The 21,562-nt window shown below is 59.4% G+C and carries 22 protein-coding genes; 10 read left to right on the forward strand and 12 right to left on the reverse strand.

From position 1 onward, the window contains the following. The 3 genes from IBX54_RS03340 to IBX54_RS03350 all read right to left on the reverse strand — a co-directional run. A partial coding sequence (locus tag IBX54_RS03340; RefSeq protein ID WP_296541243.1) for a hypothetical protein occupies positions 1–234 on the reverse strand: 234 nt, incomplete at its 3' end. Next, complete coding sequence (locus IBX54_RS03345; RefSeq protein WP_296541244.1) at positions 231–1,235, reverse strand: DUF58 domain-containing protein; 1,005 nt, start codon at positions 1,233–1,235, stop codon at positions 231–233. The genes IBX54_RS03340 and IBX54_RS03345, both read right to left, overlap by 4 nt. Further along, positions 1,232–2,152 (reverse strand): MoxR family ATPase, encoded by a 921-nt coding sequence (locus IBX54_RS03350; RefSeq protein ID WP_296541245.1) that lies wholly within the window; start codon positions 2,150–2,152, stop codon positions 1,232–1,234. The genes IBX54_RS03345 and IBX54_RS03350 overlap by 4 nt, the downstream gene beginning before the upstream one ends. A gap of 41 nt (positions 2,153–2,193) precedes the next feature. On the opposite strand from IBX54_RS03350, the gene IBX54_RS03355 reads away from it, so the two are divergent. The 6 genes from IBX54_RS03355 to IBX54_RS03380 all read left to right on the forward strand — a co-directional run bounded on the left by IBX54_RS03355 (position 2,194) and on the right by IBX54_RS03380 (position 8,868). After that, entirely contained in the window at positions 2,194–3,147 is a 954-nt protein-coding gene (locus IBX54_RS03355) for a histone deacetylase family protein (RefSeq protein ID WP_296541246.1), read from the forward strand. After that, on the forward strand, positions 3,140–4,405 hold the full coding sequence (locus IBX54_RS03360) for a mechanosensitive ion channel domain-containing protein (RefSeq protein ID WP_296541247.1): 1,266 nt from the start codon (positions 3,140–3,142) through the stop codon (positions 4,403–4,405). Before IBX54_RS03355 ends, IBX54_RS03360 begins: the two co-directional genes overlap by 8 nt. 191 nt (positions 4,406–4,596) lie before the next feature. Further along, positions 4,597–5,346: an electron transfer flavoprotein subunit beta/FixA family protein gene (locus IBX54_RS03365; RefSeq protein ID WP_296541248.1), complete on the forward strand. Its 750-nt coding sequence runs from the start codon at positions 4,597–4,599 to the stop codon at positions 5,344–5,346. 121 nt (positions 5,347–5,467) lie between these two features. Next, positions 5,468–6,397: an FAD-binding protein gene (locus tag IBX54_RS03370; protein ID WP_296541249.1), complete on the forward strand. Its 930-nt coding sequence runs from the start codon at positions 5,468–5,470 to the stop codon at positions 6,395–6,397. A gap of 86 nt (positions 6,398–6,483) precedes the next feature. Beyond that, complete coding sequence (locus IBX54_RS03375) at positions 6,484–8,274, forward strand: acyl-CoA dehydrogenase (protein ID WP_296541251.1); 1,791 nt, start codon at positions 6,484–6,486, stop codon at positions 8,272–8,274. Between the two features lie 15 nt (positions 8,275–8,289). Next, positions 8,290–8,868 carry an rRNA large subunit pseudouridine synthase E gene (locus IBX54_RS03380; RefSeq protein WP_296541252.1) on the forward strand — a complete coding sequence of 193 codons (579 nt, stop codon included), beginning with the start codon at positions 8,290–8,292 and terminating at the stop codon, positions 8,866–8,868. A 107-nt stretch (positions 8,869–8,975) separates the two neighbouring features. On the opposite strand, the gene IBX54_RS03385 is transcribed toward IBX54_RS03380, so the two are convergent. Next, positions 8,976–11,897: a DNA methyltransferase gene (locus IBX54_RS03385; RefSeq protein ID WP_296541253.1), complete on the reverse strand. Its 2,922-nt coding sequence runs from the start codon at positions 11,895–11,897 to the stop codon at positions 8,976–8,978. Positions 11,898–12,128: 231 nt separating this feature from the next. Between IBX54_RS03385 and IBX54_RS03390 the strand changes: the two genes are divergently transcribed. Then, positions 12,129–12,878 (forward strand): NYN domain-containing protein, encoded by a 750-nt coding sequence (locus IBX54_RS03390; RefSeq protein WP_296541254.1) that lies wholly within the window; start codon positions 12,129–12,131, stop codon positions 12,876–12,878. 69 nt (positions 12,879–12,947) lie between these two features. Here IBX54_RS03390 and IBX54_RS03395 read toward each other — a convergent pair whose 3' ends face one another. From IBX54_RS03395 to IBX54_RS03405, 3 genes are all read right to left on the reverse strand, one after another. Continuing rightward, entirely contained in the window at positions 12,948–13,727 is a 780-nt protein-coding gene (locus IBX54_RS03395) for a nuclease-related domain-containing protein (protein WP_296541255.1), read from the reverse strand. Between the two features lie 151 nt (positions 13,728–13,878). Next, positions 13,879–14,706: a GIY-YIG nuclease family protein gene (locus IBX54_RS03400; RefSeq protein WP_296541274.1), complete on the reverse strand. Its 828-nt coding sequence runs from the start codon at positions 14,704–14,706 to the stop codon at positions 13,879–13,881. Between the two features lie 53 nt (positions 14,707–14,759). Then, complete coding sequence (locus IBX54_RS03405) at positions 14,760–16,589, reverse strand: glutamine--tRNA ligase/YqeY domain fusion protein (RefSeq protein ID WP_296541256.1); 1,830 nt, start codon at positions 16,587–16,589, stop codon at positions 14,760–14,762. 441 nt (positions 16,590–17,030) lie between these two features. Between IBX54_RS03405 and IBX54_RS03410 the strand changes: the two genes are divergently transcribed. Genes IBX54_RS03410 through nrtS form a run of 3 tightly spaced genes read left to right on the forward strand, consistent with a single transcriptional unit; the run spans position 17,031 to position 18,057 of the window. Further along, the gene (locus IBX54_RS03410; RefSeq protein ID WP_296541257.1) at positions 17,031–17,327 is read left to right on the forward strand and encodes a hypothetical protein; all 297 of its coding nucleotides are present in this window, start codon (positions 17,031–17,033) and stop codon (positions 17,325–17,327) included. After that, the gene (locus tag IBX54_RS03415; protein WP_296541258.1) at positions 17,324–17,824 is read left to right on the forward strand and encodes a hypothetical protein; all 501 of its coding nucleotides are present in this window, start codon (positions 17,324–17,326) and stop codon (positions 17,822–17,824) included. Before IBX54_RS03410 ends, IBX54_RS03415 begins: the two co-directional genes overlap by 4 nt. Continuing rightward, positions 17,824–18,057: a nitrate/nitrite transporter NrtS gene (gene nrtS, locus IBX54_RS03420; RefSeq protein WP_296541259.1), complete on the forward strand. Its 234-nt coding sequence runs from the start codon at positions 17,824–17,826 to the stop codon at positions 18,055–18,057. Before IBX54_RS03415 ends, nrtS begins: the two co-directional genes overlap by 1 nt. Positions 18,058–18,171: 114 nt before the next feature. On the opposite strand, the gene IBX54_RS03425 is transcribed toward nrtS, so the two are convergent. From IBX54_RS03425 to IBX54_RS03445, 5 genes are all read right to left on the reverse strand, one after another. After that, positions 18,172–18,939, reverse strand: a complete 768-nt coding sequence (locus IBX54_RS03425) for a YiiX/YebB-like N1pC/P60 family cysteine hydrolase (RefSeq protein WP_296541260.1) — start codon at positions 18,937–18,939, stop codon at positions 18,172–18,174. Positions 18,940–18,981: 42 nt separating this feature from the next. Continuing rightward, the gene (locus IBX54_RS03430; RefSeq protein ID WP_296541275.1) at positions 18,982–19,476 is read right to left on the reverse strand and encodes a DoxX family protein; all 495 of its coding nucleotides are present in this window, start codon (positions 19,474–19,476) and stop codon (positions 18,982–18,984) included. A 29-nt stretch (positions 19,477–19,505) separates the two neighbouring features. Then, the gene (locus tag IBX54_RS03435; protein ID WP_296541261.1) at positions 19,506–20,276 is read right to left on the reverse strand and encodes a DUF2063 domain-containing protein; all 771 of its coding nucleotides are present in this window, start codon (positions 20,274–20,276) and stop codon (positions 19,506–19,508) included. Beyond that, the gene (locus IBX54_RS03440; protein ID WP_296541262.1) at positions 20,273–21,112 is read right to left on the reverse strand and encodes a DUF692 domain-containing protein; all 840 of its coding nucleotides are present in this window, start codon (positions 21,110–21,112) and stop codon (positions 20,273–20,275) included. Before IBX54_RS03440 ends, IBX54_RS03435 begins: the two co-directional genes overlap by 4 nt. A gap of 82 nt (positions 21,113–21,194) precedes the next feature. Next, a complete protein-coding gene (locus IBX54_RS03445; RefSeq protein ID WP_296541263.1) occupies positions 21,195–21,509 on the reverse strand; it encodes a DUF2282 domain-containing protein in 315 nt (104 codons plus the stop codon). Positions 21,510–21,562 lie beyond the last annotated feature (53 nt).

Here is a 21,562-nt window from a genome sequence, read left to right on the forward strand (position 1 = left end):
CGGGGTCATGGATTGCGTCACTGCGTTCGCAATGACGGGGGTGTTCATGGAAAGCGTAGCGCGGCAGTCCAGGCAGTCCGGGGACATGGATTGCTTCACTGCGTTCGCAATGACGGGACTGTTCATGGAAAGCATAGCGCGGCAGTCCATGTAGTCCGGGGGCGTGGATTGCTTCACTGCGTTCGCAATGACGGGCAATTGCGCAATGTCGGGCGTGTTAATGGCAAGCTTCATGCCAGCGCCAGGGCTTGCAGACAGCGCTGCTGGTGGGCGGGGCCGCTGCCCGGGGCGATGTCGTGGTTTTTCAGGTGCAAGCCATAAATCAGCCCGAGTTGCTCGGCCTGCAGCACCCAGGCGCACAGGCGGCTGAGCTGCGCCTCGGGCTGAGCCAGGCCGGTGTGCTGCTGGTCCAGCCACAGCGTTTGCTGCTGCAGGGTCTGGCGGTCGCGGCTCACCAGTTCGCCGGTTTTGGCGGCTTTTTTCCAGACGATGGTTTTTAGCGCATCGCCGCGGCGGTAGGCGCGCAGGCCATCGGGCTCGCCCTGCACGCTGATGGCGCTGGCGTGGGCGCTGCCCTCGTGGGCCTGGCCCTCTGGCAGCGGCGCTGCCGGTACTTCGGGTGCCGGATAAACCAGCACCTGGGCGGCCGGGCGCCACAACGTCCAGACCCGAAACGTGCCCAGCGGAAAGCGTGTTTCGGCGGTCAAGGTGGGCAGCCGGTGGCGGCCACGCCGCTCAGGGCGGAAGGCCAGTTGCACCGTGGCGCTGGCCTGGCCGGCCACGTCGGTCCAGGCCCACTGCCCGGCACCCAGCACGGCTAGGCCAATGCCATAGCGGGTGCGCTTGCGGGCGTTGTGCAGGTGGATTGAAAAAACCGCTTTGCTGCCGAGATGGATGGCCTCGGGCGCGGTCAGATTGAGCGTGAGCCCGCGCAGCGTGCCGTGGCCCACATGCATGCCCACCAGCGCGCTGCCGGCCAGCAAGAAGGTGAGCAAATAGCCCAGGTTGAGCTGGTAGTTGATGGCGGCTATCAGCAGCACCAGCAGCGTCACGCCCAGCATCAGGCCGGCGCGGGTGGGCATGATGTACACGTTGCGCTGGGTCAGGGTGATGCTGTCGGCAAGTGGCAGCCGACTTTGCCACCAGCGCGCCACGCGCGCGCGCACACTGGCTAGCGGGTGACGCCACGGGTGCAGCAGATTGTTTGCCGCGGGTAGAGTGGCCGTCGGGGTCAAGGCAGCGGCACCGCGTCGAGCATGGCGCGCACCTGTTCGCTGGCGCCACGCCCGGCCTGGCCCAGCGGCAGCAGCCGGTGGGCAATGGTTTGCGGCAGGATGGCCTGCACGTCGTCCGGGGCCGCATAACTGCGACCATTCAACAGGGCGCGGGCTTTGGCGGCGCGCAACATTGCAATGCCTGCGCGCGGACTCAAGCCCTGCACAAACCACTGGCCAGAGCGGGTGGCCTGGATCAGGTCTTGCACATAGTCCAACAGCGGCGCAGCGGCGTGCACCGCCAGCACCTGGGCCTGCAGGGTCTGCAGCTCTGGTGCCGTCAGCAGGCTGGGCAGCGCCTCGACCAGCTCGCGCCGGTCGCGCCCCATCAGCAATTCGCGCTCGGCCAGGCGATCAGGGTAGCCCAGCGAGATGCGCATCAGGAAGCGGTCCAGTTGCGACTCGGGCAGCAAGTAGGTGCCCAGCTGGTCATGCGGGTTTTGCGTGGCAATGACAAAAAACGGTGAGGGTAGGGGGCGCGTTTCGCCTTCAATGGTGACCTGTTTTTCTTCCATGGCCTCCAGCAGCGCGCTCTGCGTTTTGGGGCTGGCGCGGTTGATTTCGTCGGCCAGCAGCACCTGGGCAAACAGCGGGCCGGGGTGAAAGGTGAATTGCGCCAGGCCGCGGTCATAAATGGATACACCCGACAAATCGCTGGGCATCAGGTCTGAGGTAAATTGCACCCGGGAAAATTGCAAGCCAAAGGTGCGTGCCAGCGCGTGCGCCAGCGTGGTCTTGCCGACGCCGGGCACGTCTTCGATCAGCAGGTGCCCGCCGGCCAGCAAGCAGGCCACGCAATCTTGCGTTTGGTCAGGTTTTCCGTATATGACCGTGTTAAGCTGATCGACAAGAGATTTAACTTTGAGTTGTATGTCCATGGCCTGCACCATAGCAAAAAATTTCAGAGGAGACTGTTGAAATGACGATGACCGGATACTTTACTCACCCAAGCTGCCGCAAGCACGAAATGATGCCGGGCCACCCCGAGTGCCCGGAGCGGCTTGATGCCATTGACGACCGTCTGCTGATCTCAGGGCTGGATGTGGCGCTGGACCGGCGCACGGCGACTGCCGCTGCGGTGTCAGACATTGAGCTGGCGCACGACCGCATGTACGTGGCCGCCATTCGCGGTCTGAACGCCGAATTACAGGAGCAGATTGCCGCCGGCGGCCACGACCGCCTGCAGATCGATCCCGACACCAGCATCAACATGCACACCTGGGAGGCGGCACTGAACGCGGTCGGCGCTGCCATTGACGCCACCGACGCGGTGATGGCGGGCGAAATGAAAACGGCGTTTTGTGCGGTGCGGCCGCCGGGCCACCATGCCACCCACAATCAGGCCATGGGTTTTTGCTTTTTCAACAACGTGGCCGTTGCCGCCAAATACGCGCTGGAGCGGCACAACCTGGAGCGCGTGGCTGTTGTCGATTTTGACGTGCACCATGGCAACGGCACCGAAGATATTGTGGCCGGTGACGACCGCATCCTGATGGTGAGCTTTTACCAACACCCGTTTTATCCGATGGACTGGAAGCACTCGGGTGCCAGCAACCTGGTCAACCTGCCGGTGCCGGCCTACACCAAGGGCATGGACATTCGCGAGATGATCGAGGCCGCCTGGATACCCCGGCTGGAAGCGTTCAAGCCCGAGATGATCTTCATCAGCGCCGGCTTCGATGCGCACCGTGAAGACGACATGGGTCAACTCGGGCTGGTCGAGCAGGACTACGCCTGGATCACCAGCCGCATCGTTGATGTGGCAAATCGCCATGCCAAGGGTCGCATTGTGAGTTGCCTGGAGGGCGGCTATGTCATGAGCGCACTGTCGCGCAGTGTTGAGGCGCACATTCGGGTTCTGGCGAATGTCTGAACCGGCGATTGCCGATCTGGAGCACTGGCTGGCGGCCTTGAGCCAGACCAGCGTGCTGGTCGAATTAGGCGCCCTTGCGGTCTGTGTGTTGCTGGCCTGGCAACTGGCCCGGCTGGTGTCAAGACCCTTTGCTGCGCGTGAGCACAAGAGCATCATGTTCGGGCGGCGTATTGTCGATGGTGTGCTGTTTCCGGCACTGCTGCTGTGCCTGGCTTATGCGGCACGCACACTGCTCGCGCAAAGCATGCCGCTGGCGCTGTTCAAGCTGGCCATTCCCATCCTGATTGCCTTGCTGGTGATCCGGCTCGGCGTCAAGGTGCTGCAGGCTGCCTTCAACGAAACCCCCGCGATCCGCCTGCTGGAGCGCAGCATTTCCTGGATCGCCTGGGCTGCCATGGTGTTGTGGGTGAGCGGCTTGCTGCCGTTGCTGATGGACGAACTTGACCAGATCAGCTGGACCATGGGTGGCTCCACCTTGTCGGTGCGCAAGATGATCGAAGGCAGCTTGACGGCCGGGCTGGTGCTGATTATCACCCTGTGGATTTCCTCTGCCATCGAGGCCAAATTGCTGCGCAAGGCCACCGGCGGTGAACTGAGTCTGCGCAAGGCGGTGAGCAATGCGGCGCGTGCGCTGCTGATGTTCGTGGGCTTGCTCATGGCACTGTCGGCCGTGGGCATCGATCTGACAGCGCTGTCGGTGCTGGGCGGTGCCATTGGCGTGGGTATTGGCTTTGGTCTGCAAAAGCTGGCCGCCAATTACGTGTCGGGCTTCGTTATTCTGGCAGAGCGCAGCATGCGCATCGGCGACAACGTACGGGTGGACGGTTTCGATGGCATCATCACCGAGATCAATGCCCGCTACACCGTGGTCCGCTCGCTCGGCGGGCGCGAAGCCATCGTGCCCAACGAGATGCTCATCACCAGCCGGGTCGAAAATCTGACACTGGCCGATGCCAGACTTTGGCAGTCCACCGATGTCTCTGTGGCCTACGATAGCGATGTCGATCTGGTGACCCGCCTGCTGTTGCAAGCGGCACAAAGCCAGCCGCGGGTGCTCCAGGAGCCTGCGCCTGCGGTGACCTTGATGGCCTTCGGCGCTGACGGCCTTGAGTTCAGACTGGGCTACTGGATTGGCGACCCCGAAAATGGATTCAACAATTTGCGTTCGAGCATCAATTTCGAGATTTTGCGCTTGCTGCGCGCACATCAGGTTGAAATTCCGTTCCCGCAGCGCGTCATTCACCAGCGCACCCTGTGAGGTCGGTGATGGAACCGTGCTTATAATAAAAGCACGATCGTTCTATTTTGAGTTTTTTGAAGAATGTCGTTGCAACGACCATGCTGGCCGTGGCGGCCGCATAGAATGCTCGAGTTGACGTGCACGTCAAGCAGATTGATGTTGGCGCGGTGCAAAAGTTGCCTATTTATTAACCATCTGGAGTCATGACAATGAAAATCCTGGTCGCAGTCAAGCGTGTGGTGGACTACAACGTGAAGGTCCGCGTGAAGTCGGACAACACGGCAGTCGATACCGCCAACGTCAAAATGAGCATGAACCCGTTTGACGAGATCGCCATCGAGGAGGCGGTGCGCCTGAAAGAAAAGGGTGTGGCCACCGAGATCATCGCGGTCTCCTGTGGTGTCACACAGTGCCAGGAAACCCTGCGCACCGCCATGGCCATCGGCGCCGACCGCGCCATTCTGGTCGAAACCACTGAAGAGCTGCAACCTTTGGCTGTGGCCAAACTGCTCAAGGCCCTGGTGGACAGGGAACAACCCGGCCTCATCATCCTGGGCAAACAAGCCATCGACGACGACTGCAACCAGACCGGGCAAATGTTGGCGGCGTTGGCCGACCTGCCGCAAGTGGCCTTTGCCAGCAAGGTGGAAGTTGCTGACGGCAAAGCCACCGTCTCGCGCGAAATTGACGGCGGTACCGAGACCCTGAGCGTCACCCTGCCGGCGGTGGTCACTGCGGATTTGCGCCTGAACGAGCCGCGCTACGTCACCCTGCCCAACATCATGAAGGCCAAGAAAAAGCCCATGGAAGTGCTCAAGCCCGAAGACCTCGGTGTTGATGTGAGCCCGCGCATCAAGACCCTCAAAGTCAACGAACCGCCCAAGCGCAGCGCCGGTGTCAAGGTGCCCGACGTTGCCACCCTGGTGGCCAAACTCAAGACAGAAGCCAAAGTCATCTGAAACAGTGTCCCCGTCACTGCGAGCGCAGCGCGGCAGTCCATGCCGTCTGAAGTCCTGGATTGCCACGTCGCTCCGCTCCTCGCAATGACGATGTCTCCGTTAACTCATTGAAGGAAACCCCATGACCACCCTCGTTATTGCCGAACACGACAACGCCAGCCTCAAGCCCGCCACCCTCAATACCGTCACCGCAGCAAGCCAATGCGGTGGCGACGTGCACGTGCTGGTTGCCGGCCACAACGCTGGCCCTGCTGCGGCAGACGCAGCCCAAATCGCCGGAGTCAGCAAAGTGCTGCACATCGACACCGAAGCGCTGGCGCACGGCCTGGCAGAAAACCTCACGGCACAAATCGTCGCTCTGGCCGCCGGCTACAGCCACCTGCTGTTTCCCGCCACCGCTGCGGGCAAAAACGTGGCGCCACGCGTGGCCGCCAAGCTTGACGTTGGCCAACTGTCGGACGTCACCAAAGTCATCAGCCCCGACACCTTCGAGCGTCCCATCTACGCCGGCAACGCCATCGCCACCGTGCAAAGCACGGATGCCATCAAGGTGCTCACCGTGCGCACCACCGGTTTTGACGCTGCTGCCCTGGGTGGCGCGGCCGCCATTGAGTCGGCGCCAGCGCAGGCCGTGCCCGGCAATACCACTTACCTCGGCTCCGAGATTGCCAAAAACGACCGCCCGGAGCTCACGGCAGCCAAGGTGATTCTCAGCGGTGGCCGCGCCCTGGGCTCGCAAGAAAAGTTCGATGAACTGCTGACCCCGCTGGCCGACAAGCTCGGTGCGGCCATTGGCGCCAGCCGCGCTGCCGTGGATGCCGGTTACGCTGCCAACGACCTGCAAGTGGGCCAGACCGGCAAGATCGTGGCACCGCAGCTTTACATCGCGGTGGGTATCAGCGGTGCCATCCAGCACCTGGCCGGCATGAAAGACAGCAAGGTGATCGTGGCCATCAACAAAGACCCCGAGGCACCGATCTTCAGCGTGGCCGACTATGGGCTGGAAGCCGACCTGTTCGTGGCTGTGCCGGAGTTGACGGCCGCGCTTTAAGAAGATTAGCGGCCGGCTCGCAATGACGAACTTCGCTTGAAGAAGCGTTCATGCGTACATTTTTTTGAAATCCCTGGAGACTTCCCATGAGTTACACCGCCCCCCTCAAAGACATGCTCTTCAACATCGAGCATCTGGCTGGCATTGACCAGATTGCCCAATTACCCGGCATGGAAGATGCCGGCCTCGAGACCGCGCAAGCGGTGCTCGAAGAAGCTGCCAAATTCTGCGAAGGTGTGCTCGCGCCCCTGAACTGGGAGGGCGACAAAAATCCGTCCACCTGGAAAGACGGCGTGGTCACCGCAGCCCCGGGGTTCAAGGAAGCCTTCAAACAATACACTGAGGCCGGTTGGCAGGGCCTGCAACACCCCGCCGACTTCGGCGGCCAGGGCCTGCCCAAGACCATCGGCTCCGCCGTGGGTGAAATGCAGAACTCGGCCAACATGAGCTTTTCCCTGTGCCCGCTGCTCACCGACGGTGCCATCGAGGCGCTGCTCACCGCAGGTTCCCCCGAGCTCAACGCCATCTACCTGGAAAAACTCGTCAGCGGCGAGTGGACCGGCACCATGAACCTGACCGAGCCGCAAGCCGGCTCAGACTTGGCCGCTGTGCGCACCAGGGCCGAGCCGCAGGCTGACGGCAGCTACAAGGTGGCGGGCACCAAGATCTACATCACCTGGGGTGAGCACGACATGGCCGACAACATCATCCACCTGGTGCTGGCCCGCGTGAATGGCGCACCCGAGGGCGTGAAAGGCATCAGCCTGTTCGTGGTGCCCAAGTTTCTGGTCAATGCCGACGGCTCACTGGGTGCGCGCAACGATGTGCATTGTGTTTCCATCGAACACAAGATGGGCATCAAGGCAAGCCCCACGGCGGTGCTGCAGTTTGGCGATAACGGCGGCGCTGTGGGTTACTTGGTCGGCCAGGAAAACCGTGGCCTGGAGTACATGTTCATCATGATGAACGCCGCCCGCTACGGCGTCGGTGTGCAGGGCATCGCCATTGCCGAGACCGCCTACCAAAAGGCGGTGGAGTTTGCCAAAGAGCGCATCCAAAGCCGCCCGGTTGACGGCTCGCTGCCAGCGGCCGGCCCCATCATCCACCACCCCGATGTGAAACGCATGCTCATGACCATGCGCGCCTACACCGAGGGCTGCCGGGCGCTTTCCAGCGTGGCGGCTGCCGCCTATGACGCGGCGCACCACCACCAAGACGCCGACACGCGTAAGCAAAACCAGGCGTTCTACGAATTCATGGTGCCGCTGATCAAGGGTTACAGCACCGAGATGAGCCTGGAGGTGACCAGCCTGGGTGTGCAGGTCCACGGCGGCATGGGCTTCATTGAAGAAACCGGCTGCGCCCAGTATTACCGCGACGCCAAGATACTGACCATTTACGAAGGCACTACCGCCATCCAGGCCAACGACCTGGTGGGGCGCAAGACCGCGCGCGACGGTGGCCAGACTGCCAAAGGCATTGCCGCGCAGATCGAAGCCACCGAATTCGAGCTGCTGCAAAGCGGCAGCGACGATGCCCAGGTCGTGGCCAAACGTCTCAAGGCGGCGCGACTGGCTTTCCTCGACGTGGTGACGTTTGTGGCAGACAACACCAAGACGCAGCCCAACGATGTGTTTGCCGGCAGCGTGCCCTACCTGATGCTCGCGGGCAACCTGATGGCAGGCTGGCAACTGGCGCGTGCCTTGCTGGTGGCGCAAGAACAACTGGCTAAAGGGCAGGACAGCGCGTTCATGCAGGCCAAGGTTATCACCGCACGCTTTTATGCCGACCACCTGCTGACCAAGGCCCCCGGCTTGCGTGACAGCATCGTGGAGGGGGCAGCCTGCGTTACGGAATTGGCGCTGGAGGCGTTTTGACGTCGGTAAAGATGCGTGAACACATCTAGTGCGGTGTTGCACGCTGTGGATTTTTCGGCTGCTTCCCGCCTGATTTGCTTCAACAAACCCTATGGTGTCTTGAGCCAGTTCACAGCCGAAGGACGCTGGCGCGGGCTCAAGGACTTCATCGACATCCCCGGCGTCTATGTGGCCGGGCGACTCGACGCGGACAGCGAAGGCCTGCTGCTGCTCACCAATGACGGCAAGCTGCAAGCCCGCATCAGCGACCCGCGCCACAAAATGGAAAAAACCTATTGGGTGCAGGTGGAAGGCGTGCCAGACGAAGCCGCACTGGCGTCGTTGCGCCAGGGGGTTCAATTGAACGATGGCCCCACCCGGCCAGCCCGTGCGCGCGCCATACCGCAGCCCGAGCCGCTCTGGGCGCGCGAGCCACCGGTGCGCTTTCGCCAGTCCATCCCGACCAGCTGGGTTGAATTGGTGATCTCGGAGGGGCGCAACCGCCAGGTGCGTCGCATGACCGCAGCGGTGGGTTACCCGACGCTGCGGCTGATTCGGGCTGCCATTGGGCCTTACTCGCTCGACGGCCTGGCGCCTGGCTCGTGGCGGGGCTGAGAGCGGTTTGCCTTCAATGCGATACCCGCGCTGTGCCCGCTGGCGTTGATGCAAATGAGGGTGAGCAGAGTCATGCTGTCAGATGGATGACCGATTTCCTTGATGGGTCAGACGAGCCGGGTTTTGCGTTTTGACTTGGGCTTGTCAGCGGGCAGCAGGCTGGTGTATTTCCGGTACAGCTCAAACAAAAACGCCACGCGCTCGGCGTCGCTTTTGTAGTGCTTTTTGCCGCCGCTGGCCTCGTAGGCTTTGTCAACGGCTGCGTCCAGTTTTTGGTGCGCCTTGAGCAACTCGGGTGGCATGGTGAGCGGGTCGTACAAGTCGGCCAGCGTGGCGGGTTGCTCGCCCGCCTGGAATTTGGCGCGCACGTCGAGCACGGTTTGGGCGGCTGTTTCGACAGCGGTTTGAGAGGGATGATGCGGCGTTAAAGCCGCAATGGACTTATCCGTCGGAACAAATTCTGGCCAGGGGAAGTTGTTGTAAACGATGTCTTTGGAATAGCGATAGCGGCTTTCGAGTCGACCACAAGTGGCTCGTACCCACGCGTTGTGCATGGTGCTGGACAGGACGCCAAAGTGAAATAAGCTTGCGTTGGGCGCGAGTTTGACGAGATTGCTGCATAAGGTGGTCGGCTGTTCAAAACCAAACGGAATGAATGACCGACGCTCTGAAGAAACCTCGGGCATCACCAAATAGGGCGCATTCGGCATGTTTTCCACATGAAAACGTGTTGGCGTTGCAGCCAACTTTTGTGTGGGCAGACTTTTGCTGTTTAACCTGGCAGTCTTAACCGCCTGAACTCGTTTCATCACTTGCGGCATGGCGCGCAATTCCCCGGGCGGGCAGTCGCCCAGCCACAAGCACCAGCGTTCATAGCCATTGATGAACTCAATTGAGCCAAGCCAACGGCGGAACCACTTTTCGCTGGCCGGTTCTTCGGCGATAAAAGCCAGCTTCTCTTCCGTGGTGAACAGGTAATTTCCATTGTCAATGGGTTTGTTGCCAATGCTGATTTCTGGCACATCGCAAATCGGTTTGGAGCGCCGCGGCAATACCACATCTGGCGCATCGACCAAATAGGGGTTGATATTGTTCACTGCCACCGCATGCGGTTCGCCCTTGATGTCGTCGTACTCAAAAATCACCTTGCCCGGAAAATCCTGCAGGCCAAAACCGATGATGACGCAATGCACGGCGGCCTTGCCCGAAGCCTCATTGCTCCAGCTGAAGGTGCGATGGGCAAAGTGGATGTGCACACCTTGCGCCAGCAGCCAGCCCCACAACACGCCGACCTGTTCGCCCTGTGTGATGCTGTTGGTGGAAACAAAGGCACAGCGGATGTTCGCACGCATCTCACCCGAGGCGAGTGCGGCGTGGCCGGTGGGCGCGATTTTAAAAACCGAAGGTTCATGAGCGCCCGCCGGCCACGCCGCGCTTGCCGGAGTTTCGCCACGCAGGTAATGCACCGCCTTCACATACCAGGCTGCCACAAAGTCCAGCAGGCCCGCGTTGTCAACACCTGAAAACACCAACCGGGTGTCGTCGCGTTGGGCATCATCCATGAACTTGGCGCCTACAAACGGCGGATTCCCCAACACAAAACTGCAGCGCTCAGCCGGAATCACCTCGTTCCAGTCCAGTCGTAGCGCATTGCCGTGCACGATGTGTGGCGAGGTGCGCAGCGGAATGCGGGCAAAGTACAGGCCAAATTCCTCACTCACCCGCAGGTTCATCTGGTGGTCCATCAGCCACAGCGCCACCTGGGCAATCTGGGCCGGAAACTCCTCGATCTCGATGCCGTAAAACTGATCGACGTTGATGCCGATCAGGCCATGAATGTCCAGCGCCATCTGGCCGTCGGTGATGCTGGCGCGCAGCACGGCCAATTCAAGCTCACGCAGCTCGCGGTAGCTGATCACCAAAAAATTTCCACAGCCACACGCCGGGTCAAAAAAGGTGAGGGTGCGCAGCTTTTTGTGGAACTCGAACAGCCGATTTTTGTTGTTTTTGACCTTGGCAAATTCTGCCCACAGCTCATCCAGAAACAGCGGTTTGATCAGCTTGAGAATGTTTTCCTCAGACGTGTAATGCGCGCCCAGGTTACGCCGCGCCTTGTCGTCCATGATGCTCTGAAACAAGCTGCCAAAAATGGCCGGGCTGATCGACGACCAGTCGAGCGCGCAGGCATCGAGCAGCGCTTCGCGCATGGCGGCGGTGAAGTCGGCCATGGGCAGCGGCTCGGAAAACAGCTTGCCGTTCACATACGGGAAAGCGGCCACTTGCTCGTCCAGCGCCTGGCTGCGGTTGGGCTCGTCGGTATTGAGCACCTGAAACAACTGCGCCAGGCGCGAACCCAGGTCGGAACCATCGGCCGTGGTGCGCTCTTCAATGAAGGTGCGCAGCGACTGCGCCGGCTGAAAAATGCCGGTGTCGTCGGCAAACAGGCAAAACAGCAGGCGCACCAACAGCACTTCGAGCGGGTGGCCGCTGTAACCACTGGCCTTGAGCGCATCGTGCAGCCGCCCCATGCGCTCGGCGGCCTTGATGTTGACCGGGTTTTGCGGCTGGATGGTCTGCACCTTGTAACCCGCCACAAAGCCGAACAGCTTGATGTGTTTGTGCAGGTCTTTCAGGGCAAATTCAAAGGTCTCGTCGGTGGTGAGGCGGTGCACGCGAAAACGGGCAAAGTCACAGACGATGACCAACTGCGGCAAGTCCCGCTCGGTGATGCCGGGAAAGTAAGACAGCGCCTGCGTGAGCGCCGCATCCAGATTTTTGCCGCGCGACTTTTGCTCCACCAGCAACATGCCGGGCCAGAACAGATCGACAAAACCGTCGGTCTTGGCTTTGAGGCCAGGCAGCTTTTTGACGGCATGCTCAAAGGTGGCCACGCGCTTGTCGGTGATGCCGAAAATCTCGAAAAAATCAATCCAGAACGGCTTGCCCTGGCTGTCTTCATTGGCCGCGTCAGACCAGGTGCGGCTGAAGGTGAGCGCACGGGATTTGATTTCGTTCCAGGAGAGGGGCATGGGATGGCCTATTTTTTAACTACAAAAGCTATCGTATCCAGGTTACTCTGGCGCTTTCGCCTTGATAGATATGTAAGGATCGTGCAGATTATCAGGCGTTGGGTGCAGTGGTGCGGAACGCAACGTGCTTGGGAAATTAAAACCCAATTTGGGGTTGATCGTACCTAATTTGGGGTTTGAAAAAATACCCCAAGAAGCTTGTACGATAGCGTCAAAACAAGGAGGACCCCAATGGCAACCAACGACAACCAAAAACTCGCCGTCTTGATTGATGCCGACAACGCGCAGGCATCCGTCATCCAGGAACTGCTGGCCGAGGTGTCACGGTACGGCACCGCCACCATCAAGCGCGCCTATGGCGACTGGACAACGCAGAACTTAAAAGGCTGGAAAGAAGTGCTGCACACCATGGCCATCCAGCCCATACAACAGTTCGCCTACACAAGCGGCAAGAACGCCACTGACTCGGCGTTGATCATCGACGCCATGGACGTGCTGCACACCGGCAGCGTGGACGGCTTTTGCCTAGTGTCCAGCGACAGCGACTTCACCCGCCTAGCCACCCGAATCCGCGAGGCGGGGCTGGTGGTCTATGGCTTTGGCGAGCGCAAGACGCCGGAACCGTTTGTGGCTGCTTGCGACAAGTTCATTTACACCGAGATTTTGCGCACCGAGCCCGAAGAAACCAAATCCGGCCAGGAGCCTGTGGCCGAGTTGCCAAAACTCAAGCCGATACTTTTGAATGCTTTGAACGCTACTGCGCGTGAAGATGGCTGGGCCTCGCTGGCGGCGTTGGGCGGGCAGATCAATCGCAGCCACCCTTCGTTTGACCCGCGCAATTATGGCGTTGCCAAGCTGGGCGAACTGATCCGGCAGCAGGCGGCGTATCTTGAGGTCAAAGAAGTGAAGTCGGGTGAGGGGGAGTCGGTACATACGCATTTGCATGTGCGGCGGAGGGCCTTTGGTGGGACTAAGAACTAGAAACTTTGGTTAAATTGGTCATAAACCATTTTTTAATATGTGCTGAAAGCTACCAAAATTGGAGCACTTTTACTGAACTGACTGTGCTCGCACGTAACTACGCAATGCTGCGGCCATGGCCTTAACGTCGTCCAGGGAATGCCGCACGGGCTCGTTGTCGATGAACTTCGCCAGGGCCTTGGTCTCTAGCACCCAAGCGCCTTCGGCTTGATTGTCAAATGACTCCACAAACCAGCCTGGAAAAACCACCACTGGCCAGACAAAGGGATCAAACTGGTTTTCGCGCAGAAAGTTCCCCACCCATCGTGCCTGCGCTTTGGCTTGTACCAATGGGTTGCGCTCTATGCGAAGCCCATTCGCAAAAACTTCGCCTGCTGTCACCGTTACCTTGCATTCGCCCCGCACCGGCTTGGAATGGGTTTTGGTTTCTATGGTGAACACACCCTGGGGGCCTATCACCACATGGTCCACATTTGCGTCGCCATGAGGTACGTCATGAAACACCACGAAATCCTTTCGCCGCAGCCACTCAAGATGCTCAGCCACAGCACGCTCACCATCGCGCCCAAGCCTGATTTGCGCCAGCCGCTTTTTTGCCCGCCATATCTTGACAGTCGCGTACGCCACGGCCATGACAGCCACGACCGAGTAAATCACGGGATTGGGCTTGGCAGCCGTGATATAGCGAAACCACTCCAGCCCGGCCATGAGGACCATCATCACCGCAAGCATCCCTGGCGCAACAATGTGGTCGTAAAACTCGTCCTCAAATTGCTCGGTTAGCGATTGCCCTGGCGCGCGCAGTGGTGGCGCTCGGTCCAGGGGTGAACGTTTCTTGAGGGTGCTCATTCGGCCCTTGCTTTGCGCTTGTTTTTGGGGGTTGTAGCGGGCAGCAGGCTAATGTATCTGCCATGTGATAACAAGCCGTTGATTTGTATTGATTTTTTCATGTTTTCCATATTCTCGTGTGATAAGAAAGCATGTCCTGAAAGGCAAAGCGTCAGGTCGAAAAGGGCAATGCTTGTCGTATAGCCCCATCCAGAGTCTGCCCTTGTTCTGTCTTCCACTCCAGCCAGCCGTTTGCTGAGCGGCCCATCACCGCAATGGCAGCCATGCTCGGGCTGGTGAACAGGTGGTCACGCGTGAAAACGTAGGTTTCTCCGTTCTGCGCCAGAACGCCATCCGTGACCAGTTGCTGGCGAAAGCGCTCTTGCGAGGTGCCTTGTATGGATGCCACGTTGCCGATGCGAGCGGTCGAGCCTTTGTGAACCACAAAGCCCTCTGAGGTGTATTCACCCACGCCATTGGCTTGCGGCCCCTTGCAGTAAAACAGCTCCGGTGCCTGGGGCTTGCCATCCACTCGCCGCGGCGAGCCGGTCAGCGGTTCAAAAATCGGCTGGCCCAACGTGGCGACAAGGGTGGCGGCGGTCTCGAAAATCTCGTGGCAGTCTGCCTCCAATGGCGCGGGCGTGTGTGGTCGCGCTCCGGCGTTGCCATTTTCCTGGTTGTAGCGCCCGGCCTGGGCCGCTTGTTGGATGGCGAACCACTCCAGAAACAGCGTGTGTGTTTGCGTCATGCTGTTGGTGAGTGAAATGACAACCAACGCCCGGTTCCAAAAGTCTTTGTTCTGGTTGTGTTGCACCAGCCGTGTGCCGACATTGCCAGACTGGCCGATGTACACGCGCGGCAAGCCGACCTCGGATAACTCGCCGATCAAAAAATACACGCCCACCTGCTGCGACTCGGGAACCTTCAGGAAGTCGGCCAGTTGGCTGCGTGGCACTTCGATAACACGAATGATACGGGTCGTGATTTCAGCCACGCGCATCCCGCGTGGGTCGCCAGCGGGCAGGAAGATTTGGATGGTTTGGGGGCGGGGCATCATTTCCCCCAACTGTCCCGCAACCCCACTGCCAGATTAAATACCGGCTTGCTTCCCTGCACATGGTCCACCCGATCCGCCACAAAGTAGCCATGCCGCTCAAACTGAAAGTTCTGACCCGGTAGCGCATTCGCCAGTGACGGTTCAACAATGGCCGTGATGACTTTCAGGCTGTTCGGGTTCAGGCTTTCCAGAAAGTCTTTGCCTCCGGCGTCGGGTTGGGCGTCCAGGAACAGGCGGTCGTACAAGCGCACTTCGGCATTCACGCCGCCCGCCACGCCGACCCAGGTGATGGCGGCTTTGACCTTGACGGTTTCGCTGCCGGGCGTGCCGCTCTTGGTGTCGGGCACCACGGTGGCCAGTACTTCGGTAATCAGTCCGTTCGCGTCTTTATTGCAGCCGGTACATTCGATCACATAGCCGCCTTTGAGGCGCACCTTGTTGCCAGGGAACAGGCGCTTGTAGCCCTTGGGTGGCACTTCTTCAAAGTCTTCGCGGTCTATCCACACCTCTTTGCCGATGCTGAAGTGGCGCGCGGGTGGTGGCTCGGTGCCTTCCGGCGGGTGGGGCAGGGCGGGCTGAGTGCAGGGCTCCAGATGGCCGGCGCCCATCACTTCGTCCCAGTTGGTCAGCACCAGCTTGACCGGGTTCAGCACGGCCATGCCGCGATGCGCCTTGAGTTCCAGGTCTTCGCGCAGGCAGCCTTCCAAGGTTTGATAGTCGATCCAGCTGTCGCTCTTGGTCACGCCGATGCGCTCGGCAAACAGTTGCAAAGCTGCAGGGGTGTAGCCACGGCGGCGCAAGCCGACTATTGTGGGCATGCGCGGGTCGTCCCAGCCGTTGACTTTGTGGTCGTACACCAGTTGCGCCAGCTTGCGCTTGCTGGTGATCACATAGGTGAGGTTCAGGCGGGCAAATTCGTACTGGTGCGGCGGTGGGTCGGCCAGCAGGCCGCTTTCAATCAAACGCGCCATCAACCAGTCGTAAAACGGGCGCTGGTCTTCGAATTCGAGTGTGCAGATGCTGTGCGTGATTTGCTCCAGCGCGTCCTCGATCGGGTGGGCAAAGGTGTACATCGGGTAGATGCACCACTTGTCGCCGGTGTTGTGGTGCGTGGCGCGGCGGATGCGGTAGATGGCCGGGTCGCGCATGTTGATGTTGGGTGACCCCATGTCAATTTTGGCGCGCAGCACCATGGCACCGTCCTCAAACAGGCCATCGCGCATTTGTCTGAAACGCGCCAAGTTATCGGCGGGGGTGCGGCTGCGGTACGGGCTGTCGATGCCGGGCTTGCCAAAGTCGCCGCGGTTCACGCGCATTTGCTCGGGCGTTTGCTCGTCCACATAGGCGTGGCCGGCTTCGATCAGGCATTCGGCAGCACGGTACATGAAGTCGAAGTAGTCGCTGGCCTGGTAGGGCGCGGCATCGGCGGCGCCGTTCCATTCAAAGCCGAGCCACTTCACCGCGTCGATGATGCTGTTGACGTATTCGGTGTCTTCTTTTTCGGGGTTGGTGTCGTCAAAGCGCAGGTGGCACACGCCGCCATAGTCGCGCGCCAGGCCAAAGTTCAGGCAGATGCTTTTGGCGTGGCCAATGTGCAGGTAGCCGTTGGGTTCTGGCGGGAAGCGGGTGCGGATTTTGGCGGGGTCGGGCTGGCCGGCGGCATGGTGCGCTGCATCGCCCGGGCTGCCACCCCATCTGCGGCTGGCATAGGTGCCATTGGCCAGGTCAGATTCGATGATCTGGCGTAGAAAATTGCTGGGTTTGAGGACATCTGCAGCCGCTAAGCTGGAAGCAGCCTTGTTGTGTGTTTTTTCGGGGTGACTCATGCGCCTGATTTTAGGCGGGGACAGGGCCTGCCAGATAGCTTTGATCACTGCGGGTAAATTCCCCGCTCCCCGGGGTGTAACGGCATTCTTTGGGGATGAGCGAATAGATACGCAAGAGCCACAACGTCACGGCGCTGTTGGGCCACTTGGTGTTCCCGGCGAAGCCAACGCCCAATTGCGTCGGTGATGTGTAACAAATCGCTGGCTTTGTCATCATCGATTACCGAATCAGCTGAAGAAGTGTTTCTGAAACTCAAGAACCAGTGACCAAGAGACTTGTCCTGGTGGGTGGTGGCCACGCGCGGCTATCGGTCCTTCGTGCGTTGGCAAAAACACGACCAGCGGGGCTGGATGTTGTCCTGATCACGCCTTCAAGATATCAGAACTATTCAGGCATGTTGCCTGGCTGGGTTGCGGGACATTACACACAGGCCCAGTGTCGTGTTGACCTCGGTCCAATGGTTCAGGCAGCCGGTGCCCGTCTGGTGCTCGACCAAATCGGCTGAAAACCTGATGGCGATCATCAATGGCGGGGCGTTGCGGCCGTACAACCCCAAGCGCCGCTCCTTGTACCTCTTGTCTTGCGGACCCAGATACGCGGCAGCGTTCTGGGGGCAGTGGTCGGCTCAAGGACAATGGGTGTGGCGCTGGAAAGACTGGATTGATCGCGGTTTCGTCCGCCGGTTTTCCGAAAATCCTCCCAAGCTCGCAGCGCATTTGATGGAGGACACAACATGAGTTGGTTCGCACAAGCAAGGCATTGGCTTGGCAATCGACAAGGCGTGGTCGAAGGAAAAATTTCAGTTGAGACGACGCCCCGGCGTTTGCTGGCCAGCCTGCTCAGAATGGCCTGGTTTGTGGAAGCCAAAGACGCCTGTACCGGCGGATATTTCATCAAGGATGCGATTGGGCTGCACCCTGAGCGCCCTGATGGCAAGATTTACCCATTGCGCCTGACCAGCGAGTCGATTGCAGAAGTCGCCAAAACTGTTGCGGTATGCGACGCCTTTGATGCCATGACCAGCCACCGCCCTTGCCGAAAGGGCATGCCGTTCGAGATCAAAGGAGGTGATCAATGGCTGGAAGTCAGCCCGACAGCGCATCAAGGTCGTACTGCCGATCTTGAGCCGGACTTTGATGACGATTTGCGCCAAAGGACCTTCATAGCCAGTGTGGATGCCATGCCCGTCACGGCGCTATTGGCAACTTCCGCCTATTGCCAGGCGAGCCACTGATGGCAACACTCTTTCAAGCCGCCTGCTCTGGCAAGATTGTGAAAAACTCACTGCGCATCGCTTTGGTGGTGGGCAGTATTTTGAACCTGGTGAACCAGGGCGACGCCATCCTGGCGGGCACTGGCGTTTCGTGGATTCACATGGCGTTGAATTATTTGGTGCCCTACTGCGTCGCAAGTTACAGCGCGGCCAAGATCGCACGGCTTGACTCCGGACCTGCAACCGGTCTTTAGGTCTAACGATTCTGGTCTTTGGGTTGGTGGGGCTACCGAGCTGTGGCCAGGTTGTCACGCTGGCGTGAGGTACCAGAGCGTATGCACGCAGTGGAAATCCGTTGAGCTACGCGCTCATTTTTCATTGGCATCACGCCAAACCAGGCTTTGGTAGTCAAATCCGGCTTCTACGGTGGGTTTGATGACCTCAAAATAAGGCGATACATCAAAGTCACGAGGTGCAAACAAGCTGTGATGGCGCACGCTCAGAATTTCATTGACGCAGTCCGGGCAATCCGGCCTGTCGTCGTTTTGGACGCTTGTGATGGGCAGAATCGGGTAGCGAATGGACTGAAACGCCTGGGCGATCAGCGTCGAACAAATGGCGCGTGTCGGATCACCGCTGCCCAGTGCCAACATGTTGCGCCTAAAACGCAGTGGCACGGGCGGCGTGGGAAACAGGTAGCGCGCCAGATCAATCACATTGCGTAAATCGTATTGACTGCCAATGCGGCTGATGGCGAATGCGGTCAATTTCAGGCTGTCGTCAGGGGTCAAGCCAACAGGGCGACAAATGCGTGAATGCAGACCGGCAAATGCGGCGATGCCAACACTGCGAACACCTTCTACGGTGTCAGCCTCCACAAAACAGTGTTCAGGGTTCTTGCCCGCTTCGGCCAGGGCATTGCCAACATACAGTGCCGCATGAGACCAGGTGGACTGCGTCAGGTATTTGATGGCGGTACTGACCCGGCTATTGCCCTCCACCAGCAACACGTCGCCTGGGTGCAAGGTTGCCAGCAAACGTTCGGGTCGCGTTGCGGATACTGCCGAGTCAACATGCACCTCACGCGCCAGAAAGCGTGCCAATCGACCGCCCAACCAACCCAATACCGTGTTCATGCTGGCAGTTGTCGGTTAAGGGTTAAACACCCGGCGCGATGATTACTGGTAACGCCGGGCGATCCAGTGATCAACAGACAGTTTGCCCGGCCCGTGCACCATCAGGTACAGCAACACGGCGGCCCACGTGCCGTGCGTGGGATAGGCATCCGGGTAAACAAACAATTGGATGGTCATTGTCATGCCCAACAGTGCCACCGCCGACAGACGGGTGGCAAAGCCGAACAGGATCAGAATCGGGAAAAGATGTTCTGCGGTAGCCGCCATCGTGGCAGCAATCTCCGGGGGAATGATGGGTAAGTTGTATTCATCCCTGAACAAACCCACCACCGAGTCCGACAGGCGCGGCCAACCCAAGGTGAATTCGCCGTTGACGATGTCAATGGCAAACCCTTGCACCTTGGTCTGCCCCGACTTCCAGAACACTGCGGCAATAGAAAAGCGTGCCACAAAAGCCAGCAGGGTATTGGGAATGCGCTCGGCGATGCCGATGAACTGCCGAATCAGGCTGGGGATCAAACCATCGTTAGCGGGCATGCTGGAAGCCAATTTTTCGGTGTGTGTGGTCATGGTGTGTCTCCGGTTTTCAGGTGGGTGATGATCTGCAAGCGAAGCAGCAGCCCCAAAACCTTGGTCAAATCAAATTCGGGGTCAGCGCGGCTCGCGGCTTGCGCGGCTTCGGCCAAGGTCTGCTCGGCTAATAAAGTGTTGACAAAAATCCCGGCCCCGGCGCTGATTTCCATGGTGTCAACATCCAGTCCGGCGCGGTACACCAGCGCAGTCTGTGCCACGTCCGGATTGACGGCTAACGCGCTCTGCGCATCTTGATGCGCAGCCCACACAGAAAAAATGGCAAAGCTTGACTCAATGACGTGCACCGACGGATGCAACACCAGTTGCAATGACAAAAGCTGCTCAGGGTCGGTCAACGCAGCCTGCAAAACTTGCGGCTGAATTGGCACGGCGTCAGCCGCGTGGTAGGCCATGACCCGCGCCATTTCCAGACGAGCCACATCGGCAAGATAAGGCACAGAGGCTGCCGGGGGGAAAGCCGCAACAAAATCTGCAAAGTCGCGTCCGTAATAGGCCATGACCGCTGAGCGAGGTGGATTATTCCCGGCAAAAACCCGGGCCATGGCCCGAAAAAATTCTTCCCCCACCAGGGTTTGTACAACGGGGTAAGTATCAGCCAGTGCGTCGATCAAAGACACCATGACGTTGTTGCGGTACACCGCAAAACGCAGGCTCGGGTCAGAGTCGTTCCAGGTGCTCAGGCCAGTCGGGCACGGCAGATCGGCGCTCAGAAGTGCCTGGGCAAAGGCGGTTTGGGTGCTCATGCGTTGACCTCCTCAAGCACAGCAGACAACTGTTGGTTGGCCACATTCGCCTCTGCCAGCAAAACTGGCCAGGCTGGAATGTCGTTGTCGCGCTCAAGCAAAGTGGCCACCGGCCCGGTCAGTCCGAGTGCGAAGGCATAGAGGTCCCACACCGCCTGCGCCACCGGCGAGCCGTGGCTGTCAATGAGTAATCGGTCATTGTTGCCATCGACCTGCTCTGCAAAGCCAGCCAGGTGAATTTCGCCCACTTGTGCCAACGGCAGTGCGCGGATGAAGGCGTGCGCGTCGCGCTGATGATTGACACTGCTGACATATACGTTGTTCACGTCCAGCAACAGCCCGCAGTCAGTGCGCCGCAGTACCTCGCTCAAGAAAGCTGCTTCGTCCCAGGTCGAAGCGGCGAATTCAACATAGGTGGCCGGATTTTCCAGCAACATACGCCGACCCAAGTGCGCCTGCACCTGGTCAATGTGGTTACACACCCGCTGCAAAGTGGCCATGTTGTAGGGCACTGGCAGCAAATCGTTCAGGAACACATCACGGTGCGTTGACCAGGCCAGGTGCTCGGAAAAAGACTCCGGCTGGTAGCGCTTGAGCAATTCAGCCAGCGCATTCAGATGGCCAACATCCAACGGCGCAGCAGCACCAATGGACAGACCCACACCGTGAATTGACAGCGCATAACGTTCGTGGATGCGGGTCAGGTAATGGTGAAACGGGCCGCCAGGAACCATGTAGTTTTCGGCGTGGATTTCAAAGAAGCCGATGTCTGGCTCTGTAGCCAGAATCTCCTGAAAATGTTCCGGCTTGAGCCCTACACCTGCCCGAGCGGGCAAGGTGTGAGCCTGAGCAACCTGGAGTTTCGACGCTTGATGGCTTGAGTTCAACATGCCAGGTGCCCTGTTGCCTGTGTGTGAATCAGGCCTTGACTTCTTTGAACTCTTTCGACTGGCCAAAACCCGTTGGTGAGGTTTTAGAGACCGTCTTTTCGCAAGTACCCTTTGGCACCATCGACCAGGCATTGCCCTGGTAGTCAATCTTGGAAGTGCCCGCGCAGGTGGTGCCAGCGCCTGCCTTGCAGTCATTCTTGCCCTTCAGCGCAACGCCGTAGCACTTTTCTGTTTCAGCAGCTTGTGCTGCGATGGGTGTGGCGGCAATGGTCAGGGCCGCGCTCATGGCCAAAGCCAGACCGGCGGCGGTGGCGTAACGCGAAGTGGTCGATGTTGCTTTCATTTGTAGGTCCTTCAATTGGTTTACGGTAGGAAAAAGTGGGAAACACATCGCAC

Origin of the sequence: Rhodoferax sp. (genome assembly GCF_014859475.1) — a bacterium.
In the GTDB taxonomy this organism is placed as follows: domain Bacteria; phylum Pseudomonadota; class Gammaproteobacteria; order Burkholderiales; family Burkholderiaceae_C; genus Rhodoferax.